The 23,100-nt window shown below is 51.3% G+C and carries 38 protein-coding genes and 1 pseudogene; 34 read left to right on the forward strand and 5 right to left on the reverse strand.

Annotated features, from left to right (window positions below; genetic code table 11):
- Positions 1-25 precede the first annotated feature (25 nt).
- From CDA56_RS30220 to ydfV, 4 genes and pseudogenes are all read right to left on the reverse strand, one after another.
- Positions 26-715: a hypothetical protein gene (locus tag CDA56_RS30220; RefSeq protein WP_004196322.1), complete on the reverse strand. Its 690-nt coding sequence runs from the start codon at positions 713-715 to the stop codon at positions 26-28.
- Positions 716-728: 13 nt separating this feature from the next.
- On the reverse strand, positions 729-1,466 hold the full coding sequence (locus tag CDA56_RS30225; protein WP_008460272.1) for a HupE/UreJ family protein: 738 nt from the start codon (positions 1,464-1,466) through the stop codon (positions 729-731).
- A gap of 43 nt (positions 1,467-1,509) precedes the next feature.
- Entirely contained in the window at positions 1,510-1,875 is a 366-nt protein-coding gene (locus CDA56_RS30230) for a hypothetical protein (RefSeq protein ID WP_009651956.1), read from the reverse strand.
- Between the two features lie 127 nt (positions 1,876-2,002).
- Positions 2,003-2,101 (reverse strand): annotated as a pseudogene (ydfV, locus tag CDA56_RS31470) (protein YdfV); the annotation flags it as partial.
- Between the two features lie 24 nt (positions 2,102-2,125).
- On the opposite strand from ydfV, the gene relB reads away from it, so the two are divergent.
- The 13 genes from relB (at position 2,126) to CDA56_RS30315 (ending at position 8,784) form a co-directional block, all read left to right on the forward strand.
- Positions 2,126-2,365 carry a type II toxin-antitoxin system antitoxin RelB gene (gene relB, locus CDA56_RS30235; RefSeq protein WP_004196370.1) on the forward strand — a complete coding sequence of 80 codons (240 nt, stop codon included), beginning with the start codon at positions 2,126-2,128 and terminating at the stop codon, positions 2,363-2,365.
- Positions 2,365-2,652, forward strand: a complete 288-nt coding sequence (relE, locus tag CDA56_RS30240; RefSeq protein ID WP_000323025.1) for a type II toxin-antitoxin system mRNA interferase RelE — start codon at positions 2,365-2,367, stop codon at positions 2,650-2,652. The genes relB and relE overlap by 1 nt, the downstream gene beginning before the upstream one ends.
- A 110-nt stretch (positions 2,653-2,762) precedes the next feature.
- Positions 2,763-2,882 carry a type I toxin-antitoxin system Hok family toxin gene (locus CDA56_RS30245; protein ID WP_159376494.1) on the forward strand — a complete coding sequence of 40 codons (120 nt, stop codon included), beginning with the start codon at positions 2,763-2,765 and terminating at the stop codon, positions 2,880-2,882.
- A 693-nt stretch (positions 2,883-3,575) separates the two neighbouring features.
- Positions 3,576-3,848, forward strand: a complete 273-nt coding sequence (locus CDA56_RS30250; protein WP_064161920.1) for a hypothetical protein — start codon at positions 3,576-3,578, stop codon at positions 3,846-3,848.
- Positions 3,845-4,195: a hypothetical protein gene (locus CDA56_RS30255; protein ID WP_004152758.1), complete on the forward strand. Its 351-nt coding sequence runs from the start codon at positions 3,845-3,847 to the stop codon at positions 4,193-4,195. The genes CDA56_RS30250 and CDA56_RS30255 overlap by 4 nt, the downstream gene beginning before the upstream one ends.
- A gap of 628 nt (positions 4,196-4,823) precedes the next feature.
- Positions 4,824-5,180, forward strand: coding sequence for a hypothetical protein (locus CDA56_RS30270; protein WP_019706019.1), 357 nt, complete (start codon positions 4,824-4,826; stop codon positions 5,178-5,180).
- Between the two features lie 60 nt (positions 5,181-5,240).
- Positions 5,241-5,453, forward strand: coding sequence for a hypothetical protein (locus CDA56_RS30275; protein ID WP_019706020.1), 213 nt, complete (start codon positions 5,241-5,243; stop codon positions 5,451-5,453).
- A 10-nt stretch (positions 5,454-5,463) separates the two neighbouring features.
- Entirely contained in the window at positions 5,464-5,688 is a 225-nt protein-coding gene (locus tag CDA56_RS30280; RefSeq protein WP_014343499.1) for a hypothetical protein, read from the forward strand.
- Positions 5,689-5,768: 80 nt separating this feature from the next.
- The gene (locus tag CDA56_RS30285) at positions 5,769-6,089 is read left to right on the forward strand and encodes a type II toxin-antitoxin system RelE/ParE family toxin (RefSeq protein WP_004152720.1); all 321 of its coding nucleotides are present in this window, start codon (positions 5,769-5,771) and stop codon (positions 6,087-6,089) included.
- On the forward strand, positions 6,079-6,357 hold the full coding sequence (locus CDA56_RS30290; protein ID WP_032411288.1) for a helix-turn-helix domain-containing protein: 279 nt from the start codon (positions 6,079-6,081) through the stop codon (positions 6,355-6,357). The genes CDA56_RS30285 and CDA56_RS30290 overlap by 11 nt, the downstream gene beginning before the upstream one ends.
- The gene (locus CDA56_RS30295) at positions 6,358-6,771 is read left to right on the forward strand and encodes a helix-turn-helix domain-containing protein (protein ID WP_032411285.1); all 414 of its coding nucleotides are present in this window, start codon (positions 6,358-6,360) and stop codon (positions 6,769-6,771) included. It abuts the gene before it with no gap.
- A gap of 829 nt (positions 6,772-7,600) precedes the next feature.
- A complete protein-coding gene (locus CDA56_RS30310) occupies positions 7,601-8,422 on the forward strand; it encodes a DUF932 domain-containing protein (RefSeq protein WP_004182076.1) in 822 nt (273 codons plus the stop codon).
- Between the two features lie 32 nt (positions 8,423-8,454).
- Positions 8,455-8,784 carry a DUF5983 family protein gene (locus CDA56_RS30315; RefSeq protein WP_032420969.1) on the forward strand — a complete coding sequence of 110 codons (330 nt, stop codon included), beginning with the start codon at positions 8,455-8,457 and terminating at the stop codon, positions 8,782-8,784.
- A gap of 32 nt (positions 8,785-8,816) precedes the next feature.
- On the opposite strand, the gene CDA56_RS30320 is transcribed toward CDA56_RS30315, so the two are convergent.
- Positions 8,817-9,302 (reverse strand): transglycosylase SLT domain-containing protein, encoded by a 486-nt coding sequence (locus CDA56_RS30320; protein ID WP_001568108.1) that lies wholly within the window; start codon positions 9,300-9,302, stop codon positions 8,817-8,819.
- A 420-nt stretch (positions 9,303-9,722) separates the two neighbouring features.
- On the opposite strand from CDA56_RS30320, the gene traM reads away from it, so the two are divergent.
- The 21 genes from traM (at position 9,723) to traU (ending at position 23,099) form a co-directional block, all read left to right on the forward strand.
- Positions 9,723-10,118, forward strand: a complete 396-nt coding sequence (gene traM / locus CDA56_RS30325) for a conjugal transfer relaxosome DNA-binding protein TraM (RefSeq protein WP_022644714.1) — start codon at positions 9,723-9,725, stop codon at positions 10,116-10,118.
- Positions 10,119-10,289: 171 nt separating this feature from the next.
- Positions 10,290-10,976, forward strand: coding sequence for a transcriptional regulator TraJ family protein (locus tag CDA56_RS30330; protein ID WP_022644713.1), 687 nt, complete (start codon positions 10,290-10,292; stop codon positions 10,974-10,976).
- A 78-nt stretch (positions 10,977-11,054) separates the two neighbouring features.
- A complete protein-coding gene (locus CDA56_RS30335) occupies positions 11,055-11,435 on the forward strand; it encodes a TraY domain-containing protein (protein ID WP_032409797.1) in 381 nt (126 codons plus the stop codon).
- A 58-nt stretch (positions 11,436-11,493) separates the two neighbouring features.
- Complete coding sequence (traA, locus tag CDA56_RS30340) at positions 11,494-11,859, forward strand: type IV conjugative transfer system pilin TraA (protein ID WP_020314752.1); 366 nt, start codon at positions 11,494-11,496, stop codon at positions 11,857-11,859.
- Between the two features lie 13 nt (positions 11,860-11,872).
- Positions 11,873-12,178, forward strand: coding sequence for a type IV conjugative transfer system protein TraL (gene traL / locus CDA56_RS30345; protein ID WP_020323523.1), 306 nt, complete (start codon positions 11,873-11,875; stop codon positions 12,176-12,178).
- A 19-nt stretch (positions 12,179-12,197) separates the two neighbouring features.
- Entirely contained in the window at positions 12,198-12,764 is a 567-nt protein-coding gene (gene traE / locus CDA56_RS30350) for a type IV conjugative transfer system protein TraE (RefSeq protein WP_064373744.1), read from the forward strand.
- The gene (gene traK / locus CDA56_RS30355) at positions 12,751-13,491 is read left to right on the forward strand and encodes a type-F conjugative transfer system secretin TraK (RefSeq protein WP_064362918.1); all 741 of its coding nucleotides are present in this window, start codon (positions 12,751-12,753) and stop codon (positions 13,489-13,491) included. Before traE ends, traK begins: the two co-directional genes overlap by 14 nt.
- Positions 13,491-14,906: an F-type conjugal transfer pilus assembly protein TraB gene (traB, locus tag CDA56_RS30360; RefSeq protein ID WP_064362917.1), complete on the forward strand. Its 1,416-nt coding sequence runs from the start codon at positions 13,491-13,493 to the stop codon at positions 14,904-14,906. The genes traK and traB overlap by 1 nt, the downstream gene beginning before the upstream one ends.
- 25 nt (positions 14,907-14,931) lie before the next feature.
- The gene (locus CDA56_RS30815) at positions 14,932-15,501 is read left to right on the forward strand and encodes a conjugal transfer protein TraP (protein WP_370512462.1); all 570 of its coding nucleotides are present in this window, start codon (positions 14,932-14,934) and stop codon (positions 15,499-15,501) included.
- Positions 15,482-15,706, forward strand: coding sequence for a hypothetical protein (locus CDA56_RS31745; protein ID WP_064362914.1), 225 nt, complete (start codon positions 15,482-15,484; stop codon positions 15,704-15,706). Before CDA56_RS30815 ends, CDA56_RS31745 begins: the two co-directional genes overlap by 20 nt.
- A gap of 22 nt (positions 15,707-15,728) precedes the next feature.
- A complete protein-coding gene (gene traV, locus CDA56_RS30375) occupies positions 15,729-16,292 on the forward strand; it encodes a type IV conjugative transfer system lipoprotein TraV (protein WP_064362913.1) in 564 nt (187 codons plus the stop codon).
- Positions 16,293-16,438: 146 nt separating this feature from the next.
- A complete protein-coding gene (locus CDA56_RS30380; RefSeq protein WP_064362911.1) occupies positions 16,439-16,642 on the forward strand; it encodes a hypothetical protein in 204 nt (67 codons plus the stop codon).
- Positions 16,643-16,882: 240 nt separating this feature from the next.
- On the forward strand, positions 16,883-17,020 hold the full coding sequence (locus CDA56_RS31115; RefSeq protein WP_164879260.1) for a hypothetical protein: 138 nt from the start codon (positions 16,883-16,885) through the stop codon (positions 17,018-17,020).
- A gap of 34 nt (positions 17,021-17,054) precedes the next feature.
- On the forward strand, positions 17,055-17,297 hold the full coding sequence (locus tag CDA56_RS31120) for a hypothetical protein (RefSeq protein WP_074181267.1): 243 nt from the start codon (positions 17,055-17,057) through the stop codon (positions 17,295-17,297).
- A gap of 28 nt (positions 17,298-17,325) precedes the next feature.
- Positions 17,326-17,625: a hypothetical protein gene (locus CDA56_RS30390; RefSeq protein ID WP_020315144.1), complete on the forward strand. Its 300-nt coding sequence runs from the start codon at positions 17,326-17,328 to the stop codon at positions 17,623-17,625.
- 16 nt (positions 17,626-17,641) lie between these two features.
- Positions 17,642-17,866, forward strand: coding sequence for a hypothetical protein (locus tag CDA56_RS30395; protein WP_022644711.1), 225 nt, complete (start codon positions 17,642-17,644; stop codon positions 17,864-17,866).
- The gene (locus CDA56_RS30400) at positions 17,863-18,267 is read left to right on the forward strand and encodes a hypothetical protein (protein ID WP_064362909.1); all 405 of its coding nucleotides are present in this window, start codon (positions 17,863-17,865) and stop codon (positions 18,265-18,267) included. Before CDA56_RS30395 ends, CDA56_RS30400 begins: the two co-directional genes overlap by 4 nt.
- 132 nt (positions 18,268-18,399) lie before the next feature.
- Complete coding sequence (gene traC, locus CDA56_RS30405; protein ID WP_064362907.1) at positions 18,400-21,039, forward strand: type IV secretion system protein TraC; 2,640 nt, start codon at positions 18,400-18,402, stop codon at positions 21,037-21,039.
- A 32-nt stretch (positions 21,040-21,071) separates the two neighbouring features.
- The gene (gene trbI / locus CDA56_RS30410; RefSeq protein ID WP_064362936.1) at positions 21,072-21,473 is read left to right on the forward strand and encodes a type-F conjugative transfer system protein TrbI; all 402 of its coding nucleotides are present in this window, start codon (positions 21,072-21,074) and stop codon (positions 21,471-21,473) included.
- On the forward strand, positions 21,470-22,096 hold the full coding sequence (gene traW / locus CDA56_RS30415; RefSeq protein ID WP_064362905.1) for a type-F conjugative transfer system protein TraW: 627 nt from the start codon (positions 21,470-21,472) through the stop codon (positions 22,094-22,096). The genes trbI and traW overlap by 4 nt, the downstream gene beginning before the upstream one ends.
- Positions 22,097-22,115: 19 nt before the next feature.
- Positions 22,116-23,099: a conjugal transfer pilus assembly protein TraU gene (traU, locus tag CDA56_RS30420; protein WP_155553410.1), complete on the forward strand. Its 984-nt coding sequence runs from the start codon at positions 22,116-22,118 to the stop codon at positions 23,097-23,099.
- The last annotated feature ends 1 nt before the right edge of the window (position 23,100 follow it).

Below are 23,100 nucleotides of genomic sequence, written 5' to 3' on the forward strand. Positions count from 1 at the left end.
GGCAGGTTATCCTGCCCCTGATTTATCAGATAACCCGTTTGATGTTCAGGTAGTCGCCGGTTGTATCAAGCTGGATCGTGATGGTCTCAGAACCACGATTTCGCCAGAACCAGCCATGTTTACCCTCGAACGCGGCCTGTAAAACGCCGTCTCCGGATGTGATCTGCCGGGCTTTACCATAGCCATGGTAGAAGCCTTTCGGGGCGTTGACCGGATCGCCGTGCGCATCCACGTTTACCGGTCCGGAACTTGTCCACTGATAGGTCACGCGGGCATCTTTGCGCATTTCCAGTTTAACTTCAGCAGCTTCGTTAGGCTTCAGGGTGATGAGCATCTGATGACGTTGCGAGCCAGCCGATGGTACTTCCGGCGCGCGCGTGGTCGCCGGAACGCTCAGCTCCGGGTAGGTGTTCTGCGTTATTGCCGGAGGATTATCCGGGATCGGTCGCTCATTAACTGGCGCAGCCAGCTGTCCTTGCTGAACAGCGCTGGCCTGATTATCGGCATCAGCTTCTTCGGCAAGCTGCGTTTTGATTTCTCCCATCTGCTTAAGCCCCAGTAAACGACCCACGCCAGTAGGATCAATGCCGTATTCCGAAGGCATGACGACGGTGATCAGCAGCGTCAGCGCCACGATGGCGGCGAGGATAGTGGACTGCATCAGTTTGATGGCAGAAGGTAATTCTGCGCGTGTTGGTAAATCAGTGTTGTACATTGTTTTGTCTCCCTCAGGCTAAAATGTAGCCACAAAGCTGGTAACTCATTAACAGAAATCCCGCGCTCATCATCACCACATTGGCGGTATAAGCGTGTCGGAAAAAGCTCGCCGTTTGCCGCCAGTAGCTCATAACGATCAGGATGGCGCTCAGCGCGAGCAGCTGGCCGATCTCAACGCCAATGTTGAAGGCAATCAGGTTGACAAACAGGCCATCGGGAGAGATTTCGAATTCCTGGATTTTGGTTGCCAGACCAAAACCGTGGAAGAATCCAAAGATGAGCGTCGCAAGCTTCGTGTTGGGCTGAACGCCAAACCAGCGCTGGAATGCCCCGAGGTTATCAAGCGCTTTATAGACCACGGACAGCCCGATAATGGCGTCAATAAGGTAAGCACTGACGCTGATATCAAAGAAGGTGCCGATGAGCAGCGTCGTTGAATGCCCGATAGCGAACAGGCTAACGTACAGCCCGATATCACGCATTTTGTAGAGAAAGAAAATCACCCCGAACAGAAACAGCAGATGATCGTAACCGGTCACCATGTGCTTCGCGCCAAGGTAGATAAACGGGATGATGTTCACCCCGGTGATTTCCTGGATGTACCCTTTGTCGCCTTCCGCCACGCCGTGCGCATACGCGCCCTGGCTGTAGAAAAGCAGTAACAACAGGAAAAACAGACAAGCCGAACGCGCCTGAGCTGAAAGCAGGCGAGCGCTCAACCGGCCCTGTGTATCAAGGCTGGTATACATAAAAATCCTTACATGTTGAATAATAACGAATTAGCAGAAGTTATTACGCAGACAGGATTCTCGGAGGGCGTTCGGGGGTGGACTGCGGCATTTGCAGTATTTGTTCTGAACTCAACGCATATATCACCCGCATGCCCGGATTCCATGCGTGCAGAGTAGGCAGAGCAAAGAGTTTATTCAGATCGTGGGAATGATCGGCATTGAGGTGATGCACGCTACCGTGGGAGTGAAACAACAATGGATCGTGCTCATTCAGTGGTTCATCGCTGTCGTGTTGATGGTCACTGATGGACGTTGTTTCCTGAACGCTGTATGCAGCCTGTGGCTTTGCCATAAACGAACTGCTCAGCACGGCAACAGCCATGATGATAAGCACGATTCTGGAAATGACTTCACGGCTGATAAACACAGTTAACGGCATCCTGATGATACAAAGTAACAACGTGCGTAATGTATCCGCTATGCTGGCTTGATTTCAATAGTTGTTTTGAGTTTGGTTTTGTCTGAAATGTTCAACAAATCCTGCCGTCCACTTCTGGCACAAAGCGGACAGTGATCACCGTTCTTACGACTACTTTCTGACTTACTTCGTGACTTGCCCTAAGCATGTTGTAGTGCGATACTTGTAATGACATTTGTAATTACAAGGGGTGTAAGACATGGGTAGCATTAACCTACGTATTGACGATGAACTTAAAGCGCGTTCTTACGCCGCGCTTGAAAAAATGGGCGTAACTCCTTCTGAAGCGCTTCGTCTCATGCTCGAGTATATCGCTGACAATGAACGCTTGCCGTTCAAACAGACACTCCTGAGTGATGAAGATGCTGAACTTGTGGAGATAGTGAAAGAACGACTTTGTAATCCTAAGCCAGTACGTGTGACGCTGGATGAACTCTGATGGCGTATTTTCTGGATTTTGACGAGCGGGCACTAAAGGAATGGCGAAAGCTGGGCTCGACGGTACGTGAACAGTTGAAAAAGAAGCTGGTTGAAGTACTTGAGTCACCCCGGATTGAAGCAAACAAGCTCCGTGGTATGCCTGATTGTTACAAGATTAAGCTCCGGTCTTCAGGCTATCGCCTTGTATACCAGGTTATAGACGAGAAAGTTGTCGTTTTCGTGATTTCTGTTGGGAAAAGAGAACGCTCGGAAGTATATAGCGAGGCGGTCAAACGCATTCTCTGAACCAAAGCATGACATCTCTGTTTCGCACCGAAGGTGACACTTCTGCTTTGCGTTGACAGGAGAAGAAGGCCATGAAACTGCCGCGAAACACTCTGCTCGGGTGCGTATTAATAGTGTGCCTCACACTGCTGATATTCACTTACCTCACCCGGAAATCACTTTGTGAAATCCGGTACAGGGACACGAACAGGGAGGTGGCGGCTTTTCTGGCTTACGAATCCGCTAAGTAGCTAACCCCGGCGGGGGAAGCCCCCGCCATTCAGGGGAGATGATGTCTGACAAGCCTGAAGCGCCTTTATGAAGGGGTTACCGTTCACCGGTAGCCCCTTTTTCCTTCTTACAGGAAAAAAAGCCCGCGTGACAGGCGGGCAAAAAGCTTTCATCTACCTACAACACGGATTCAATGAATCGCAAGTCACATTAACATCCTTCATTCTTCGTAACACCCTGTCATCAGTCTGAAAAAAAGAGCGATTGATTGTGAACTTTTGGGTTCTGGTGATAAGTTCGTTCTGTAGCGTAGCCCTCTTTACGGAGGGGTGGAAACAGCAACGGCAGAGTTAAAAGTCCACGAGTCAGTGAGGCTGTCCAAAGGCTCCCCGGGGAAACCCGGCTCTACATCAGGTTGCATAGCACTTAACCCGCCCGCCTGCCGGGCGGGTTTTCCTTCCGGAAAAGTGCTGCTATAACTTATCCAGTGCGCGGTATCCGCTTTCCTGGTAAATCAGTCGCCCGGTCTGCCAGGTGATACTGCAGTTCATTCCTTATATGATCCAGTGATGTTCGCCTGCTTTTTAAGCAGGCTTTTTTTTGTTGATTATGTATGACATCTGTCATACAGTTGATTGCGTAATGAACAGAAATTGTTCCACTTAACTCAGTGAGGCGAAGCGCAGTCGCGGGTGAGCCAAAGGAGAGCCAGCATGAACTTCACGATAACATCCCGTAAAACCGGCGAAATTTTCAGTTTTTACGCACCCGACAGTGGTGGCTATGTTCACCTGGAGTCTCAGGGACACTCTGGTAACTCAGGTGCTCAGATTTGCTGTGGTGGAGGGTTTATGGGCAGTACGCTGTGCTGTGACGCTTCTGAGGACGATCTTGCCAGTGTTGCCCGTAAATGGTACCGACAGTTCGTGAGGGAGCGGCGCAAATTCTTAATGATGTCGGGCCAGTATTCTGAGGATAACCAGTGAAAAAAGAGATCTCCCGCAACCCCTCTTTCACACCTTCGCCCAAGCTGCGAGCACATCTGAACTCCCACAGGGAAGGGGTGACTGAAAGGCTGAATAATATCTTTGATCGCTATGCGCATCTGGTTCGGGCCTGTGCCCTTCCTCTCGATGACGACGAAACACAGGTTCTGCTTAATGTGCTGAATGGCTCCGTTGTGGAACCCGCCTTTATTGAATATCTGGCTCAGGAAATTCGGGACTCGGATGATTATCTGGAAGGGATACCCGCAGCTAAATCACTGTACGAAAAGTGTCAGTCAGCGACCTATCCGCAATTGCTGGCCACCGTCGAACGCCTGGAACGTTAAGAAAGGGATAACAACACTGGACCCCTTCGGCTCCTGACCAGCAAAGCTGGCCAGTCGTCGAGCCACACTCCGCTAACCGCGAAAAGACGCGGTAAGCTCCGCCGAACCCGCAAAGCGGTTTCGGGCCTGACGGCTAGTGTCTGATGTCTGAAAGGTCAACGGCAGCGCTTGCTGCGACCGTCCCGGTCGCGCCGCTTTCACCGTGCCGGCGAAGGACTGCCGGCACTCTGCGGGGCAACGCCGTTTCGCGCCCGCGCTCTTCGTCGTTGCGGCGGGTGCCTGCTCCTTTCCCCTGGTACCCGTATCACCCGTTTGAGTCCATTCGCCGGGGCTGAGACAAGCACAACCCGTCTTGCTGTCCAGGGGACGGCAGGGCCTTTCGCAATAAATTTTTCCCGGCCATTCCGCTGCCGCTTCATTAGGCCGAAAAAAATTTCCCGCTCACCCCCGGACATCTGCACCGGGCCGTGCTCGTTTACGCCCTTGCGGCGAACGGCTCTCAAACGGGTGAAGGTTATATCCAGGGGGCAGGTTCAGCAGGTCCCCGCACAAAGTCAAAACCGCGGCCCCGGCAACTCAACGGGTGATGGTTTTAACAGACAGAAAACCAGAAAGAGGAGAAAACTGGATGAGCACACAAAACGTCAACGTAAAACCCTCCACCAAAGAAAGCACAACCCTCCGGACTGACGGTTTTGTGCGCAACATTCATTCCCGAAACCCATTCGATGTTATCCGCGCCGATGTAGTGCTGGAACGTATCGAGAAAAAGGCTGGTCGGTGCTGCGGGATGCATTACGAGCTGTATCAGGCCCATCTGCTGGGTGGTGCGCTGGATTATCTGGATGCGCTGCCGTTGAAAGACCGTCCGGTGTTAATGGGCGCTGCGGCAAAGCGCGGCTATCTGCTGACGCTAGCCGAAGAGGAACGCGCGCTGGAAGCACGGGATGTACTGATGAGTGAACTGGCGGCAAACGACTGCTGAGAAATAAACACGGATGGCGGCGTATCGCTGCCATCCCTTAAAGACCAGAGGTAACGCAAAATGAAAGTATACGGCCATCAACACTCATCAGAGGTTTTCTCCCGGGAAACTTCCCCATCCTGTTTTGAACCAAAAGCGGAAAAGGTGATCGCTTTTCATGGAAAGGATGCCAGTTACGCCTATAACGTGCTGGCCGATCTGAAAGCCGCAGGTGCTTCATATACGCGCCGGAATATCATCGCCGATATGTTCCGCCGTCTGGGTGTGGAATGAGGTCTGGGCAATGGAACACGTGAAAAGACAAATCCAGCAGGGGGCAGGGAACGCCTATTATGCGGGGATGCAGTGGCGCGGTATTACACTTGGACACGCCGATGCTGCAGCGCTTAATCAGTTTGATATCGATATCAGCAAAGCTCAGGCACCCGAAGCACGCACCTGGTTGCTTCAGAACAAAGCGGAATTCATAGCTCTTATGCTGGGTATTGAGATTGTAAAGATCGGGTAGTGAGAAGTCAGCTAACTTAGCTCTTGAGCTAAGTTAGCTTCTAAGCTAACGTATACACATACGGACCAGAGATTACATTCATGTTCACAGTCATCTTTCATGATGAGGCTGAAAAAGAGTTTACGGCTCTGCCTGCTGCCATTCGTGCAAAAATGGCCAGGCTACTCATGAAGCTGGAAGCAAACCCTCGCCAGCTACGCGAGCCAGATACCAAGCCGCTTGGAAACGGCCTTTTCGAAATACGTACAATGGGGGCAGATATCGCCCGCGGAATCTGGGTATATCAGAGTGGTGAACGTATTTTTCTACTTCGGATCTTTATCAAAAAATCGCCAAAAACGCCCCCGGCAGAAATAGATCAGGCACTTCGCAGACTGGAGGAAATGCAGAATGAAATATAAAACCCTTAGCCAGGTTCATACCGAAGCAATGAACGATCATGAGTACAGCGCGGCATTCGAGGCAGAAGAAGCCTCGGAGCTACTTCGGGAAACCTTAGCAACATGGAGAAAAGAAGCGGGTTTGACGTCGGCACAGGTTGCAGAACGTATGGGCATCAAAGCGCCAACTATCTCACGTATGGAGAAGAACGCTGCGCGAATGAGTATTCAGACGCTGGTTCGGTACGCCAGAGCCTGCGGTGTTAACTTTAAAATTCAGCAGGTTTGAATGATTAGCGATGCCATTAAAGCCGCGAATGACCTGGCCAGTATTGTCCCTCTGCTGGGTGGCAGTTCGTCCCGCAAAGATTACGAAGAGGCATGTAAACTCGTTGAATATCTTCTGGAACATGACCCGGACAGCCCGCTGGTTGATATGCTGGCTGCCCGCATTGATGCCTGGGAAGATAACGCGGTGGAATTTGAAGAATTTAATACGCGCATCGAAGCTGGTAAAAACGGTGTATCGTTGCTGCGGGTTCTTATGCAGCAACGTGGGTTTTCACAGTCCGATTTAGAAAACGAGATAGGCAAAAAATCGCTCGTCAGCCGGATCCTCAGTGGTGAACGCAGTCTGACCCTTGATCACATGCGGGCGCTGGCAAATCGATTTCAAATCCCGGTCTCGATGTTTGTTGACTGATTCGGGAACAGAGCAGGCGAAGGGGGCATCGGTCCCCGTCTGGCCGCGCCTCGAAAGACCGCGCGCCTGCGGCGCCGGGAAGACCGGGCCGCGCTGACGCGCCGCCCGCATTTCCTTTCCGCGTCTTCCCTGTTTGCTGCCTGCTGTCTGCCTGCTTTCTCTTCTTCTTTCTGCTGTGATGTCTCTTTTTAACCCTTAAAGGCTTTAAAAGCACACCCATACTGGACACCTTCGGCTCCCGGCCAGCTGCGCTGTCCGGTCGTCGAGCCACACTCCGCTAACCGCGAAAAGACGCGGTAAGCTCCGCCGAACCCGCAAGCGGTTTCGGGCCTGACGGCTAGTGTCTGATGTCTGAAGTCAAGGTCAACGGCAGCGCTTGCTGCGACCGTCCCGGTCGCGCCGCTTTCACCGTGCCGGCGAAGGACTGCCGGCACTCTGCGGGGCAACGCCGTTTCGCGCCCGCGCTCTTCGTCGTTGCGGCGGGTGCCTGCTCCTTTCCCCTGGTACCCGTATCACCCGTTTGAGTCCATTCGCCGGGGCTGAGACAAGCACAACCCGTCTTGCTGTCCAGGGGACGGCAGGGCCTTTCGCAATAAATTTTTCCCGGCCATTCCGCTGCCGCTTCATTAGGCCGAAAAAAATTTCCCGCTCACCCCCGGACATCTGCACCGGGCCGTGCTCGTTTACGCCCTTGCGGCGAACGGCTCTCAAACGGGTGAAGGTTATATCCAGGGGGCAGGTTCAGCAGGTCCCCGCACAAAGTCAAAACCGCGGCCCCGGCAACTCAACGGGTGATGGTTAAAAAATTAAACAGGTGAAGGAGAATAATATGCGTTTAGCATCCCGATTTGGACTTACTCATTCCATTCGTCAGGAACGCCCACTGACTAACGATGAATTGGTCAAGGTTGTACCTTCTGTGTTTTCAGAAGAAAAGCATAATTCACGTAGTGATCGCTATACCTATATTCCAACCATTACACTGCTGGATAAATTACGTGAAGAAGGTTTCCAGCCATTTTTTGCCTGTCAGTCACGAGTAAGGGATGAGGATAAACGGGGGCATACTAAGCATATGGTAAGACTTCGCCGTGAAGGGGCCAATAAAGGAACAGAAGTACCCGAAATCATTCTTCTTAACTCGCATGATGGATCGTCCAGTTATCAAATGATCCCGGGTATGTTCCGTTTTGTATGCACAAATGGCCTTGTGTGCGGTACGTCGTTTGGTGAGATTCGTGTACCTCATAAAGGTGATATTGTGGGAAGGGTTATCGAAGGTGCTTACGAAGTTCTGGGAATTTTCGATAAAATAACTGAAGGCGTTGATGTCATGAAGTCTATTACATTAACCAAGGAAGAACAGCGTCTGTTTGGACAAGCTGCATTAACCTACCGATATGAAGATGAAAATAAATCTCCGGTCAGTATTGAACAGATAATTCATCCGCGCCGTTATGAAGATAAAAAAGATGACATCTGGACTACATATCAAAGGGTCCAGGAAAATCTGATTAAAGGCGGTTTGCCTGGCCGAACTGAAAAAGGGAAAAGAACAACAACCCGGCCAGTAAAAGCAATCGATGGTGATGTTAAACTCAATAAGGCATTGTGGTTAATTGCGGAGAAATTCCGCACTCTTAAAGGCTAATTATAAGCGCCGGGCAGCTGTCCGGCGTTTTGATGGTGGAAATACTTATGTTTGAATTTAAAGCTGTCTGTATCAGTATTTCACATATGGAAGAAGGTGATATCAGAGTTCTTCAGGTGCTTTCATCAACAACCAATTATCTAACTTGCGATAGTTACTTAGAGTGGATACATGATACACCTTATGGTTGTGTTATAAGGATGTATGATTTCAAACGCCATCTTCTGGCGCTAAAAAGAAGTGGGGTGTCAAAATTTTTACGCAAAAATCTCATACTAATGCACCGGGAGGGCGGGTATCTGCTTTTTAATTTTGAAAGTGATGCCGATTATTATCCAGGTATAGATGCCGTAGATTTTTAAGAAATTCAAGCCTTCTTATATCAGAAGGTTTTTTAGTTCATGGCGATTTTCTGATCTTTAGAAGAAGTTCGTTTGCTTGCTTTGATAGCCGTGTAGTAGTAATGGATCTTCTTCGCATACTCGTAACGTCTTGCTGCCTGGCGCGGGGTCTTTTTGAAGCCTGCATTGTATGCCCCGACTGCATCCCACGAAACGCCCCACTTTTTAAACGCCTGAGCCAGATAATAGGCTCCGGTGTAGATGTTAAGACAAGCATCGCTAAGAAGATGATCCGGTTTTATTCCATATCGCGACAGTTCGTTGAAATGCTGCGAGTCAATTTGCATCAAGCCTGATCCATAACCCGTAACAGGATTACGCCCAATCGCATCAATTTTAAATCGTGATTCTTGCCATGATATAGCACGCAGGAGATCCGGATCAATTTTGTAATCCCTGCCAGCCATATCAAAGCAGTCTGCTGCCATTGATGACAATGGTATTAAAGACAGGATGATACCAAACGCTACTCCCTTCATGAATTCCCCTCCGTGCCAAATCCCGGAATAACCTTAACCCATCCAAGACCGAGACTCAACATATATGCACTCCTCACCACAAAATCACCACACCCCACGCAAAATTAAAATTTTGCAGATAATTCTTTTAAGTGAGGAGGTTAGACGTTTTAACTTTCTGTTTCTTTCAATTAGAAAGTATTATCAGACTCTAAAGAGACTCTATGTAGAGTCCTACTAGAGTGTGTATAGAGTCTTTATCAACTATATTCAGTCGAAACATATAAATAAAAGGGACTACACTCTAGAGTGTAGTCCCTTTTCGTGGGATACTTTTTACAGGGGACTCTAGAGTGTAGTCGGGACTCTACTGGTTGATTCATTGATGATGAAATTTCATTATTTGAGTGTTGTTTTTAGTAAGAATTACAAGGAGACTTTATGCCAAGGGTTCAAGTGTATATAAGCGATCAGGCTGTTGAGAAAATAAACTCGATAATCGAGAATCGACGTTCTGGTGGGGCTAAGGATAAGGATGTTAATTTTTCAAGTATAAGTTCAATGTTGATAGAGTTAGGGCTTAGGGTGTATGAGGCACAAATGGAACGGAAAGAGTCGGGTTTTAATCAGATGGCATTCAATAAGGCTCTGTTTGAATATGTTGTAAAAACTCAGTTCACCATGAATAAAGTTATGGGAATGGAGTGTCTCAGTCCTCATGTCAAAGAGGACCCGAAGTGGCAATGGAAAAGCATGGTTCATAATATCCAGGAAGATGTGCGGGAAGTTATGCGTGCTTATTTTCCTGAGGAGGCTGAGGATAGTTCTAATGATTAGTTCTGTTTTTTGCTAATAAAAAGAATAATGATCTATCTTTTTTTGATGACATTAAATCACAAATGTTTTATGATTTTTTTAATTAGTAATTAAAATTTGTGTTTCGCAGGTATGAGAAGACTTCACCTTCTCATACCTACTGCCCATAGTAGACCTAAAAAGGAGGCCTCTATGTATCCGATGGATCGTAAAGAAAAAGACACCTGCCGTCAATCCCTCGCATCTTCTCTTGAAGTGCTCATAATGAACTATTCTTTTCCCGTTTGCATTCATGATCAGTCAGGAGATTTCCCGGCATTCAACGCAGCATTTCTACACGAGTTTGGGGGTGGGCTTAAGTCTGAAAGGAAATGGGAAGAGTTCATAGGTACAGAAACCTTTCTTGATATGCGTGAGTTAGAGTTAATGACGCAAATTCAACAATCCAACTTCCATATTGAACGATGTATTTATATCAATGGGAAACAATTTGATTTCATGATTGAAGAATTCATCATTAATGGATGTGTGTGTTTTCTGTGGAAGTTTGGACAGGCAACAAGCTCCAATAAAAAAATCAGGCGCTCACTCCCTCTTCACGCGGATATCATTAGCTTCATGAGAGCTGTAAGATCTTTGGATAAACATGAATACGACTTTTTGGGGTTTTATGCGGGCGGTGCCAGTCATAAGATAATAGGCCAATTTCTTGGCCGTGAGAATGGTTCGTCCAGAAATAAAAGTAGTCAGATACTAAAAAAACTCAACATCGGTAATCGGGATGACGCCTTCATTGTTATTCATCTTAGTGATTTGATGGAACCTATAATGAAGAATGTCAGAGATATAATAGCTAGAAATGTAAATAAATTGTTATAAAATCGATGACATTTTCTACATTGCCTTTTATTCAGAAATGGGGAAGAATTCTTTTAGCTTTTTCTATGAGGGCTTAAGGTGAAACGACTTGTTAATCGTCCTGCTACAGGTAGTGCAGTTGTTTTTACCTGTGACGATGAAACTTATCAGAAGCTGGTATTGGCGACTCTCAGAAGTGGTAGAGTTAAAGGTACTGAAGTTCAACTGCGAGTTGATGATCATCTCAGGAAATTTCCTGACTTTTACGATGTTCAGGAGATTTATAGTGCTGATGAAAAAAGAGATAAACGTTTATTTCTTCGTTTTGATGAAAAAACTAATAAGATGTTAATTAAGGCGAAAAACAAAAGTGGACGTTCCAAAACGCTTGAGGTTTATCTTCGTCTTAAGGCTCATCTTTTAAAGTTTCCTGATTTTTATAGTTCTGAGGTAGAGGTGATAAGGAGGTCGGAAACTTAAACGTAAGTAGTACCAAGAGTGTTTTTATTTAAAGTTATCTATTTAAAAGGAAATAAATATGAATGCTGTATTAAGTGTTCAGGACACTGCTGTCTCTGAAGAAACTAAGCCGTCTTTTCTGTCCCGCGTTTTCAATAAAAAGAAAGCTCTGAAAGTCGCTAAAGTTGCGCTGCCGGTTGCAGCTGTGGCGGCGTTCTTCCCGGAAGTTGCGATGGCCACCACCACGACTGACCTGATGAAGTCCGGTGATACCACGGTCAAGGGTACCTTCGGTAAGTCTTCCAGCGTGGTCAAGTGGGTGGTACTGGCAGAAGTTATCGCAGGTGGCATCATGTACATGATGACCAAGAACGTGAAATTCCTGTTCGGCTTCGCCATTATTTCCACCTTTATCACCATCGGTATGTCGGTCGCCGGTTACTGACAGGGAATAAGTGATGACGGGAGACGAATTAAAGAAATACCGTTTCCCGGAAACACTGACTAACCAGTCCCGCTGGTTTGGTTTATATCTCGATGAACTTATCCCGGCCGTGATTTGTCTCGGCTGGGGTTTCTGGACCAGCAAGTTCATATTTGGTATGGCTGCAGCGGCACTGGTTTTCTGGGGTATCAAGAAACTGAAAAAAGGGCGGGGCAGCTCCTGGCTACGCGACCTGATTTACTGGTATCTGCCAACGTCTCTTCTTAAAGGTTTCTTTCATGATGTTCCGGACTCCTGTTTCCGGCAGTGGATTAAATAAATCAACGGGGAAATAACATATGGAACATGGTGCCAGGCAAGATACCACGCGTGTTATCGCCGTGGGATTTATCTGTCTGGGGACGCTTTTTACCCTCAGTCTTGCGACAAATATCATTCAGGGCATTAATAACTACCGCCTTCAGACAGAACAGAAAGTGGCGGTGACACCGATGTTATTCAGTGCCCCGTTTGCGGTTTCACAGAATCAGGCCGACGCCTCTTATATTGAACAACTGGGGCTGAGTTTTATTGCGCTTCGCCTTAACGTCACACCGGAAACGGTTGATGCCCAGCATCAGCAGTTACTCCGGTATGTATTACCCGCCTCGCAGAACAGTCTTAAGGTCCAGCTGGCTGAAGATGCAAAGCGGATAAAAGACAATAATGTGAACTCCACTTTTTATATGACCTCTGCCCGTGCGTATCCGGCTGAGAACCGCGTTGATTTCCGTGGAGAGCTGAAAACGTGGATTGGCGACTCCAAGCCCTACAGCGAAATAAAAACTTATGTCCTGCAGTTTTACCGTGTTGATGGTGTCAGCTGGCTGGCTCGGTTTGGAGAAGTAAATAATGAAAAAAATTAACCCGTTATTTATTTCAGGCTACCTGTTATTTATGGCGCCAGCTATGTCCGTCACCCTCAGCGGAACGCTGGCCCCGACCGTAGTGCCTCTGACGAACGGCGGGCAGGCTAATATCGCGGTGAGCAACACTGACCCGAACCTTTTTACTGTACCCGGGGACCGTATCACCGCGATTAACAGTCTCGACGGCGGCCTGACCAACCAGGAGCAGACCGACAGCGGTGGCGCCATTCTGGCCACCGTCAGTAAAAAGCCGTTCACCTTTATCGTGGAAACTGAGCGCGGCCTGAACTTCTCCATCCGTGCCGTGCCGCGCGCAGGCGTCGGGAGAACCATTCAGCTGGTCAGTGAACTGTCGGGCACGCCGGGCCCGGCAAAAGCCTGGGAAGAGTCGAATCCGTATGAGTCGGTGCTGGTTACCCTGAACCGTGCTGTGCGTCAGGGAAGCGTCCCTGATGACTATCAGGCTGTCCCGGTCACGTCAGAAACGCTGGCGGTGCCAGCCGGTCTGCGTGCCACGGCAGAGAAAGTCTGGACAGGGCATCACCTGAAGGTCGTCCGTTACAGTCTGGATAATGTCTCGCTGTCGCCTCGTATGGTGCGTGAGAGCGATTTCTGGCAGCCCGGCACGCGCGCCGTCATGCTCAGTACGCCTGCAGGACCGCTGACCGCCGGTGGCCGGATGCAGGTCTGGGTGACCACCTCTGATGCTGGAGGGAACCGCTGATGGCGAACTTCAACACGCTGATTAAGCGTAAACAGTACGTCTGGCTGGGTCTCATTCTTGTCGGCGGTGCAGCTGCCGTTGGTGGCGGTCTTTATCTGTCAGAGCTGAATCTGAGCTCTGATGAAGAGGCTCCTGCTCAGGGCGAACCCGCACCTGACATGACCGGGGTGGTCGACAGCAGCTTCAACAGCAAAGTGGAGCAGCATGCCACCACCGAGATGCAGGCCACGGCGGCAGACCTGAACAAGCGATTTGCCTCCCTACAGGGGGAAGTGGACCTGCTCAGTAAGGCGCGCTCGGCTGACCAGATACGTATCGACAAACTCAGCAATGAGAATGCGGCCATGCAGGAACAGCTGAAGGCGCTGGGCGTTAAGCCGGCTGTCTCTGGCGGCGAACCTGCGCCAACACCGCCGTCTCCGCCTCCTGGCCCGGAAGGCGAGCCGCAGCCTGCCAGTTATCCGCCGCAGTCCGGCGCAGCGGTACCGCCTCCGACGGCATTTTATCCGGGCAATGGTGTGACACTACCGCCACAGGTCAGCTACCAGTCTGTGCCGGTTCCGAACCAGATACAGCGTAAAACGTTCAACTACAACAGGGGCAAAAAAGGGCGGGAGCTGCCCTATATCCCTTCCGGCAGCTTTGCGAAGAGCATCCTGATTGAAGGGGCCGATGCGAATGCTTCTGTCACGGGTAACGAGTCCACGGTGCCGATGCAGCTGCGTGTGGTGGGTCGTGTCGAGATGCCGAACAGCAAAACGTATGACCTGACCGGCTGCTTTGTCGGTCTCGAAGCCTGGGGGGATGTTTCCAGTGAGCGCGCCATCGTTCGTACCCGGAACATCAGCTGTATCAAAGGCGATAAAACCATCGACCAGCCGATCGCCGGGCACGTCTCTTTCATGGGCAAGAACGGGGTGAAAGGGGAAGTCGTGATGCGTAACGGCAAAATCCTCGGCTGGGCCTGGGGTGCTGGCTTTGTTGACGGAATTGGTCAGGGGATGGAGCGGGCGTCACAGCCGTCCGTGGGTCTCGGGGCTACGGCGACGGTCGGTGCCGGCGACGTTCTGAAAATGGGGATTGGCGGCGGTGCGTCGAAAGCGGCGCAGACGCTGAGCGAGTACTACATCAAACGTGCCGAGCAGTACCACCCCGTCATTCCGATTGGGGCCGGCAATGAGGTGACGGTGGTCTTTCAGGATGGGTTCCAGCTGAAAACCATTGAGGAGCTGGAGGCGGAAAAGAACGGACAACAACAGGCGCAGAATCAGGAGCCGGTCTCGCAGCCTGAAGCGCAACAGTCAGGCAGCAACCTGAACGGGTTTAACACTGACGAGATGCTGAAGAAGCTGGGCAAACTTGACCCTCGCCAGTTCTCACCAGGCGGAGAAGCGCAGGGAGAAAATCATGGTTAAGTCCCGCACTGCTCTCGCTCTGTCCATGTCCTCGCTGCGCTGGTTCCGCTGGCTGATTCAGCATGCGGTGGTGTATCCGATGGCCACCATGATGCTGCTGATTGTAACAGTGCTGTGGCGTGGTCATATCACGCCCGGTCAGATGCTGGTGAATACCATCGAATCGGTGCAGCGGGAAGGATATGTCATTCACGACTGCACGGGACCCGCTTCGCGCGAAGCACTCAATGGTGATGCGGTGAAGCCATTACTGCCTCCTGTTTTACAGGAGGATTGCTCTTCTTTCAGTACGGATGCGGCAGGGTATGCAGCACATATCGACCAGGGCTACACGAAAAATATCCTCTGGCTCTGGTTTCTGATGGCGGTGGTGTTTACGGGTGTCGCGGTGGTTTTCGGCCGTACCCCTGCCAGCAGAACAGGTATCACGTGGGTGAGGGATGCGCGGGGGAATGTTTTTCCCGGATGCAGACCCGGCAAAGGCGCGATATCACCGTTACTGGCCGGATATCAGAAACGCGGTGAGACCATCGTGATTTATGACCCTTCCGCCAGATTTAGCGAGGAAGATAAAAATGAAAACAAAGAGAAATAATCCATACCCCGATGAAACCGGTAATGCGGTTCCGGTCGGGGAGCCTGGTGCAGGAAAAACAGCGTTTTCATCAGAACTGATTTTCGCCCGATCGGATGTCACTCAGCTTAAGCGTGTTGACGAAGCGATGAGTCCGGGAGAGCGGGATAAATTTGTCCGGACGATTAAGGCAAACACTCTGTTCAGGATGAACCTGAAAAAATAACTGATAAATAGCGAGAAATATCATGAAGGAATTAATGCTGTTAATTCCTCTGAGCAGCGCTTTGCTCTTAACCGGGTGCGCGGGCACAGAGACGGAATTCGAATGTAATGCCACGACATCGGATACCTGTATGACGATGGAGCAGGCGAATGAGAAAGCGAAGGCCCGGGAGGAAAGCGCCGCAAAGCCGGCTGCGGCCGGGTTGCCTCGACTGGCTGACGGCAACTTCCGCACGCTGTCGCAGGTATCGTACCCGCTGCCGCCGCAACCGACCCTCTCTGCAACCGGCACAACTCCAGTGTCAACGGCGGCAGTGAAACCGGCAGGCATGCTGAGCGCGCCGCCAGTACACCCGGTGCAAAACGCCAGCAATCGGACCGCGCCGCTCACTGCCACGCCGGTCAGTCAGACATTTCGTTCACCTGTAACGCTGCCGGGCAATTATCCCCGCCCACTCAGGAAGGGAGAACAGACGGCCTCCCTCTGGATAGCGCCGTATATCGATGCTGAAGACGTCTATCACCAGCCCACCACGGTGTTATTTGTGGTGACGCCATCGGCATGGGGCCAGCCCCGAATTAACTAATCAACAGCGGCGTTAATGGCGCTGTGAATACTGAATGTACACCGGATTTAAAACGAGTGCCCTCTGCGTTGAAAGGGATGGGCGGTAGCGTGCTTTACACCTCGCGCTTGTGGTCTGAAAATTTATGAAGAATGGAGTCGTTTTTTATGATTAAGTTTCAGGATTTTAAAAAAGATAAAAAAACATCTGGCGATGGGGAGTTTGACTGCGTCCGTAAAATGAATGAATGGATTGAAAACAAGAATATTCAGGTAATTTCAGTTGAAACCCTGACCGAAGTTACTGGCGACGGTTTCTCTACCGACACCTGTTTTATAATGCTCAGGCTCTGGTATAAGGAAGTCTGTTAAGTCCAAAGGAGTCAAGTATCAATTTCGGGCAAGGATTGATGATACCCCGGTGTTTTATCCAGAGCGTCACCACGGTGTTATTTGTGGTGATGCCATCGGCATGGGGCCAGCCCCGGATTAACTGATATCCCACACGCCTGCGCCATTTCCGGCGGGGGCGCGCTTTCTTATTACTGGCTTTATAACGAGTACCCTGCGCTTTGAAAGGGGAGGGCGGTAGCGTGTTCAGAGGATGGGATAATGACTGAGGCTTTTAAATATACCTGGCTGCTTCTGAAAGAAGAGCCGGTATACATACCACTGATTTTCATGATTACGGGTACTGGAGTTATTTCTGTTTTTTTTTGTTCTGAAGGATTTCAGGTCATGGTGGAGTAAACTAATCCTCCTGGTAATTGATGTCTTATTTTGTTTGTTTATATTTATTGCTGCACTTGAACCTGAGTCTACTTATAAAAATATTCAACAAAGAAAAGAAAATATTTCCTTTACGCTTAAAAACTGCAAGATCTCCGCATTTGAAGCACAACAGGCAGGATTATTCGGGACAACAAAAGATGCCTGGTCCTGCCCTGATGGGATAACCCGCTACCTTCCTGTTAAGTACAGACCAGAGGCTGGTTCGTCTGAAAAAATGCAGAGTGAATTGCATTGAATTTATTTACTGAAAGGTCGTGCTGATTATGAGTGAATTATTCAAATGGGGTCTCGCGCTGGTCATTACTGTGGTCGGGTATGCTCTGTTGTTATCTTCTGACAGCCACGCTGTACCCGAGGCGCAGGCTCATCACTGGATTAATGACTGCCGGTTACTGGAGTCGAATATTGACAGGGGGTTTCTCTCTTCCGCGCAAAACCGGCTTCAGTGTGGTGACGTTATTGAAAATGTCAGCAAGGCTGATTATGACAGGGCGATAAATGGCGATAAGCAAATAAAAACCATCGCAGAATTAATTGAAGAACTGTTCGGCGTTAATTTATAAACGGAGACAATAAGGTATGCATACCTTCATTTTTCTGGTGCTGATGACACCGGCTAGTGCCGGTGGTATCTGGAGTATCACACCTATGCCCAATACGGATGTGTGCCTCAAAATGCTGCGTGCAGTCGAAGCGCGTGGAGGCAACAGAAGGTTCGGAAGTAATACGGGTGAGTGCATTGAAGTTAAAACGCGAGAACCCCTGAACAGTACGATGGAAACGCTGAACGGAGGCAGTCAATGAGAGCCTACTACCTTGAAGGAGATAATATTGAGTGGCTTATTGGTGTGTGCCTGATCCTTTTCGTTATCGGTGTTGTCGGTGCGCTGGCCATGTTTGTTATCCCTGAAAAGATTAATCTGCGAGTCTGCAGGGCTAATGTATTTTTCTTTAGTGCACTTATGGCAGTGGTTGCGTTTGTCACACTTATCGTCTTTACCAGTCGGTCATTCACGATGGATGAGCTGGAAGCCGGGAGACACTGGAAAAATGACTGTAAACTCCTTGAGGCAAACATTCCGACGGGCGCATTTACCGAACCTGTTAATAAACTGGATTGTGCCGGTGTCATCATTAATATACCGACGGTTCAGTATGATGAGTATATCCGCCAGTGGGAGTTATATAAGCGTGCAGGTAAATAGTTTTTAAATTCGCCTGAGCGACTTTCGGTGTTTATTTGTGTCTGCGATTTTAAAAATGGCTTTGCGTGATATATCCGCGAACTACAGCCTGATATTTCTCTGAATTTCTAAAATGTATTAAGGAATGCTCGCATGAGTAATAACATCATGGATACCGTCGCGCAGGCCGTGAACTCGCTGGTCTCTGCGCTGAAGCTGCCCGACGAATCTGCCAAAGCCAATGACACGCTGGGCAGCATGAACTTTCCGCAGTTCAGCCGTATCCTGCCTTATAAGGATTATGACTCTGCCACCGGGCTGTTTATTAATAACAAAACCGTCGGCTATATGTTTGAAGCGCGCCCGCTTCCCGGTGCGGATAAAGATATCGTCTCCACGCTGGAGCATTTACTGCGCAGTAAACTTCCCCGGGGGGTGCCGGTCAGTTTTCATCTGGTATCCAGTAAGCTGGTCGGGAATGATATCGACTACGGCCTGCGTGAATTCCGCTGGAGCGGTACACAGGCTAAAAAGTTCAATGCCATCACCCGCGCCTACTACCTCCGGGCAGCTGAAACACAGTTTCCTCTGCCGGACAATCTGGATTTGCCCCTGACGCTGCGTAACTACCGCGTCTACATCTCCTGCTGCGTGCCCCGCAAGAAGAACTCCACCACGCAAATTGTGGAGCTGGAGAATCAGATTAAAGTGTTGCGGGCATCGCTCGGTGGGGCTTACATCCCGACGCGTATCCTCGATGCAGCCGGGCTGGTCGAACTGATGCGGGAGCTGATTAATCCGGACCCGCATGAGATGTACCGGGTGCCGTACAAGCTGGACCCGTATCAGGACCTGAACTACCAGTGCGTGGATGACAGCTTTGACATGCAGGTCACGGCCGGTCACCTGAAAATCGGCCGCCTGGGGCGCGACGGGAAAGAGTGCGTGACCCGGGTGACGAACTACCACCTGGAGTGTGACCCGGAAATCGCCTTTCTCTGGACCGCTGCTGACAACTACGCCAACCTGCTGAACCCGGAGCTCTCCATCTCCTGCCCCTTTGTCATCACGCTGACGCTGATGGTCGAGGACCAGGTGAAGACCCAGAACGAAGCCAACCTGAAATTCATGGACGTGGAGAAGAAAAGCAAAACCTCCTACGCGAAGTATTTTCCGAACGTGATAAAGGAGGTGCAGGAGTGGGGCGATATCCGCCAGCGTCTGGCGACCAACCAGACCTCTCTGGTGTCCTACTTCTTTAACATCACCACGTATACCGCCGACAACGCAGAGGCCTCTCTCGCTACCGAACAGCAGGTGCTCAACAGCTACCGTAAGGGCGGTTTCCAGCTTATCCCGGCCCGCTACCATCACCTGCGTAATTTTCTGGCCATGATGCCGTTCAAGTGCGGCGAAGGCCTGTTTAAAGAGCTGCAGGCGGCAGGTGTGGTGAAGCGGGCTGAGACGTTCCAGGTGGCCAACCTTCTGCCGGTTGTCGCTGACAGTCCGCTGGCGCCGGCAGGACTCCTGGCCCCCACCTACCGTAACCAGCTGGCGTTCATCGATCTGTTCTACGAGGGAATGAACAACACCAACTTCAACATGGCGGTCTGCGGCACCTCCGGGGCGGGGAAGACCGGTCTGATTCAGCCCCTCATTCGCAGCGTGCTCGACTCCGGCGGTTTTGCCTGGGTGTTCGACATGGGCGACGGCTACAAGTCCCTGTGCGAAAACATGGGGGGCGTGTATCTCGACGGCGACTCGCTGAAGTTTAATCCGTTCGCCAATATTCTCGATGACGCGAACTTTGACCTGTCCGCCGAGCGTATCCGCGACCAGATGTCGGTGATGGCCAGCCCCAACGGCAACCTGGATGAAGTGCACGAAGGTCTGCTCCTGCAGGCGGTCCGGGCGGCCTGGCTGAGTAAGCGCAACAAGGCGCGTATCGATGATGTGGTGGCCTTTCTCCAGAGCGAGAAGGACAGTGACGAATACGCCGACTCACCGGGGGTGCGCAGCCGACTTGATGACATGATTATCCTGCTCGACCAGTACACGGTGAACGGGCTGTACGGGGAGTACTTCAACTCCGATGAGCCGTCCCTGCACGACGATGCCCGGATGGTGGTTCTTGAACTGGGCGGGCTGGAGTCCCGGCAGTCCCTGCTGGTCGCGGTGATGTTCTCGCTCATTATCTATATCGAGAACCGGATGTACCAGTCCCCGCGCAGCCTGAAAAAACTTAACGTGATTGATGAAGGCTGGCGACTGCTGGACTTCAAAAACGAGAAGGTCGGGACCTTTATCGAGAAGGGCTACCGGACGGCGCGCCGGCACACCGGGGCCTATATCACCATCACCCAGAACATCGTCGACTTCGACTCCCCGACCGCATCGAGCGCTGCACGGGCCGCCTGGGGTAACTCGTCGTACAAGGCCATTCTGAAACAGTCGGCCAAGGAATTTGCCAAATACAACCAGCTGTACCCCGACCAGTTCAGCAAGCTTGAGAAAGACATGATTAACGGTTTCGGCTCGGCCAAAGAGCAGTGGTTCTCCTCTTTTATGCTGCAGGTGGAGGCGAACTGCTCCTGGCACCGCTTGTTTGTCGACCCGCTCAGCAGGGCGATGTACTCCTCCAAAGGCCCGGATTTTGAGTACATGAAAGCGCGCCGGGCAGAAGGTGTCGATATTCACGATGCGGTGTACGGACTGGCCTGCCGGAACTTTGACAGGGAGATGGCTGAGCTTGAATCCCGGATATCTGAAAACGACACAGAGGAAAACCGCTGATGGAAGAGAATGCAGAGCAACAAACGGAGCAGATGCAACAGCAGCAGAGGCCGGAACAGCAGCAAAACAAAGCGACATCGCGCACTTTCCGGCGGGTGCTGGTCATCACCGCCCTCGTCGTTTTTACCCTGGCCTGCAACGTCATGCTCACGCGGGTGATGCTGGCGTACACCACGCCACGGGTGGTGGCCTTCGATATGAAAAAGACGCTCGACAGCTTTATGGACAGCGTCAGCCAGAAGCCACTGACTGAGGCGCAGTCAAAAGCGCTCTCGGACCGGTTTAACGACGCGCTGGAGAAGAGCCTGGCGGATTATCAGCAGCAACATCATGTGCTCATTCTGGTCTCACCCGCGGTGGTCCAGGGCGCATCCGATGTGACCCGCACCATTCAGCACGACATTGCCCGCCGGATGAAGGGGGTTCGTGAATGACAACACTTCGCGCTTTTCTGCTCGCCGGCTGTCTGCTGTCACCGCTGACGCAGGCGGCCGACCTCGGGACCTGGGGGGATTTATGGCCCGTGCGCGAGCAGGACATGCTGCAGCTCATCACGCAGCGCCTGCAGACGCTACAGACCACAGGAAAGTGGGAGCAGACGATGGATGAATTTAAACAGCGCGTCATTGAAAACAGCCAGCGCCCGGCCCCGGTGGAAGGGATTAAACGGGCAGAGAAGTACGGGCAGCGCTGGTTTGACCCCAGCATCCGCCTGACCGAAGACCTGAAGGACAATAAGGGCCGGGTGTTTGCCCGAAAGGGAGATGTGGTGAATCCCCTGAAAACCGTGCCGTTTGTGCAGACCCTGTACTTTATCAACGGGGATGATGCCGACCAGATAGCGTGGATGAAGCGCCAGGTCCCGGAAACCCTGATGAGCAAGATTATCCTGGTGCGCGGCAGCGTGCCGGACACGTCCGCCGCACTGGACAGCCGGATTTATTTCGACCAGAACGGCGTGTTGAGCCAGCGCTTTGGCCTGACCACGGTCCCGGCGCGTATCACCCCGGCGCCTTCCGGTGAACGGCTGAATATTGAGACCTTCCCTGTTAAATAAGGATGTTTCTGTGAGAACCCTGACTCTGTTCCTGTGTGCCCTGACATTGTGGGGGTACAGCCTCAGTGCGGCCGCTGACCCTTCCTGTGAGGGGCGATTCGTCAACCCGATCACCGATGTGTGCTGGCGCTGTATCTTCCCCCTGTCGCTCGGCAGCGTGCAGGTCGGCAAAGGTGACCTGCCGGATACCAGCAATCCCGGCAGTCCCCTGCAGCTCTGCCCGGCCCCGCCGCCGCTGTTTGTTCGCCCCGGTCTGGCCATCGGGTACTGGGAGCCCATGGCGATGACGGACGTCAGCCGTTCCCCGGGCTGCATGGTCAATCTCGGTGGATTCAGCATCAACCTCGGCAAGACCGGTATGGGTACCGCGAAAAAAGACGACAAGCAGGTGAACGGGGCTTTCTATCACGTTCACTGGTACAAATACCCGCTGACCTACTGGCTGAACATCATCACGTCAGCAGGCTGCCTGGAAGGGGGCGATATGGATATCGCGTATCTCTCCGAAATTGACCCGACCTGGGTGGACAGCAGCCTGACCACCATCCTGAATCCGGAAGCCATTCTGTTTGCCAACCCGATTGCGCAGGGCGCCTGTGCTGCTGATGCGATGGCCAGCGCGTTTCATATGCCGCTGGATGTTCTGTTCTGGTGCGCCGGCTCTCAGGGTTCGATGTATCCCTTCAGCGGCTGGGTCAGCAACGAGTCCAGTCCGCTGCAGTCCTCGTTACTGGTCAGCGAGCGCATGGCCTACAAGCTTCACCGGCAGGGCCAGATAATGGAGAGCATCGGCAAGGACAAGGCGGTCTGTTATGAGTACCCGTCCCCGATCATTCCTAAAGAGCGCTGGCGCTATCAGATGGTGAACATGTACCCCGACAGCGGTCAGTGCCATCCTGTGGGGCGCAGCGTGATGCGCTGGGAAGCAGGACGAAATCCCCCCAACTCACGAAAGAACTACGGCTATCTGATGTGGCGTAAACGTAACTGCGTCTTCCTCTGAC

The organism is Klebsiella michiganensis (genome assembly GCF_002925905.1).
Classification (GTDB): domain Bacteria; phylum Pseudomonadota; class Gammaproteobacteria; order Enterobacterales; family Enterobacteriaceae; genus Klebsiella; species Klebsiella michiganensis.

Coding starts and splice junctions, on each gene's coding strand:
- CDA56_RS30220 (WP_004196322.1), bottom strand. CDS start 715: ATGTACAACACTGATTTACCAACACGCGCAGAATTACCTTCTGCCATC.
- CDA56_RS30225 (WP_008460272.1), bottom strand. CDS start 1,466: ATGTATACCAGCCTTGATACACAGGGCCGGTTGAGCGCTCGCCTGCTT.
- relB (WP_004196370.1), top strand. CDS start 2,126: ATGGGTAGCATTAACCTACGTATTGACGATGAACTTAAAGCGCGTTCT.
- relE (WP_000323025.1), top strand. CDS start 2,365: ATGGCGTATTTTCTGGATTTTGACGAGCGGGCACTAAAGGAATGGCGA.
- CDA56_RS30250 (WP_064161920.1), top strand. CDS start 3,576: ATGAACTTCACGATAACATCCCGTAAAACCGGCGAAATTTTCAGTTTT.
- CDA56_RS30270 (WP_019706019.1), top strand. CDS start 4,824: ATGAGCACACAAAACGTCAACGTAAAACCCTCCACCAAAGAAAGCACA.
- CDA56_RS30275 (WP_019706020.1), top strand. CDS start 5,241: ATGAAAGTATACGGCCATCAACACTCATCAGAGGTTTTCTCCCGGGAA.
- CDA56_RS30280 (WP_014343499.1), top strand. CDS start 5,464: ATGGAACACGTGAAAAGACAAATCCAGCAGGGGGCAGGGAACGCCTAT.
- CDA56_RS30285 (WP_004152720.1), top strand. CDS start 5,769: ATGTTCACAGTCATCTTTCATGATGAGGCTGAAAAAGAGTTTACGGCT.
- CDA56_RS30290 (WP_032411288.1), top strand. CDS start 6,079: ATGAAATATAAAACCCTTAGCCAGGTTCATACCGAAGCAATGAACGAT.
- CDA56_RS30295 (WP_032411285.1), top strand. CDS start 6,358: ATGATTAGCGATGCCATTAAAGCCGCGAATGACCTGGCCAGTATTGTC.
- CDA56_RS30310 (WP_004182076.1), top strand. CDS start 7,601: ATGCGTTTAGCATCCCGATTTGGACTTACTCATTCCATTCGTCAGGAA.
- CDA56_RS30315 (WP_032420969.1), top strand. CDS start 8,455: ATGGTGGAAATACTTATGTTTGAATTTAAAGCTGTCTGTATCAGTATT.
- CDA56_RS30320 (WP_001568108.1), bottom strand. CDS start 9,302: ATGAAGGGAGTAGCGTTTGGTATCATCCTGTCTTTAATACCATTGTCA.
- traM (WP_022644714.1), top strand. CDS start 9,723: ATGCCAAGGGTTCAAGTGTATATAAGCGATCAGGCTGTTGAGAAAATA.
- CDA56_RS30330 (WP_022644713.1), top strand. CDS start 10,290: ATGTATCCGATGGATCGTAAAGAAAAAGACACCTGCCGTCAATCCCTC.
- traA (WP_020314752.1), top strand. CDS start 11,494: ATGAATGCTGTATTAAGTGTTCAGGACACTGCTGTCTCTGAAGAAACT.
- traL (WP_020323523.1), top strand. CDS start 11,873: ATGACGGGAGACGAATTAAAGAAATACCGTTTCCCGGAAACACTGACT.
- traE (WP_064373744.1), top strand. CDS start 12,198: ATGGAACATGGTGCCAGGCAAGATACCACGCGTGTTATCGCCGTGGGA.
- traK (WP_064362918.1), top strand. CDS start 12,751: ATGAAAAAAATTAACCCGTTATTTATTTCAGGCTACCTGTTATTTATG.
- traB (WP_064362917.1), top strand. CDS start 13,491: ATGGCGAACTTCAACACGCTGATTAAGCGTAAACAGTACGTCTGGCTG.
- CDA56_RS30815 (WP_370512462.1), top strand. CDS start 14,932: ATGTCCTCGCTGCGCTGGTTCCGCTGGCTGATTCAGCATGCGGTGGTG.
- CDA56_RS31745 (WP_064362914.1), top strand. CDS start 15,482: ATGAAAACAAAGAGAAATAATCCATACCCCGATGAAACCGGTAATGCG.
- traV (WP_064362913.1), top strand. CDS start 15,729: ATGAAGGAATTAATGCTGTTAATTCCTCTGAGCAGCGCTTTGCTCTTA.
- CDA56_RS30380 (WP_064362911.1), top strand. CDS start 16,439: ATGATTAAGTTTCAGGATTTTAAAAAAGATAAAAAAACATCTGGCGAT.
- CDA56_RS31115 (WP_164879260.1), top strand. CDS start 16,883: ATGACTGAGGCTTTTAAATATACCTGGCTGCTTCTGAAAGAAGAGCCG.
- CDA56_RS30390 (WP_020315144.1), top strand. CDS start 17,326: ATGAGTGAATTATTCAAATGGGGTCTCGCGCTGGTCATTACTGTGGTC.
- CDA56_RS30395 (WP_022644711.1), top strand. CDS start 17,642: ATGCATACCTTCATTTTTCTGGTGCTGATGACACCGGCTAGTGCCGGT.
- CDA56_RS30400 (WP_064362909.1), top strand. CDS start 17,863: ATGAGAGCCTACTACCTTGAAGGAGATAATATTGAGTGGCTTATTGGT.
- traC (WP_064362907.1), top strand. CDS start 18,400: ATGAGTAATAACATCATGGATACCGTCGCGCAGGCCGTGAACTCGCTG.
- trbI (WP_064362936.1), top strand. CDS start 21,072: ATGCAACAGCAGCAGAGGCCGGAACAGCAGCAAAACAAAGCGACATCG.
- traW (WP_064362905.1), top strand. CDS start 21,470: ATGACAACACTTCGCGCTTTTCTGCTCGCCGGCTGTCTGCTGTCACCG.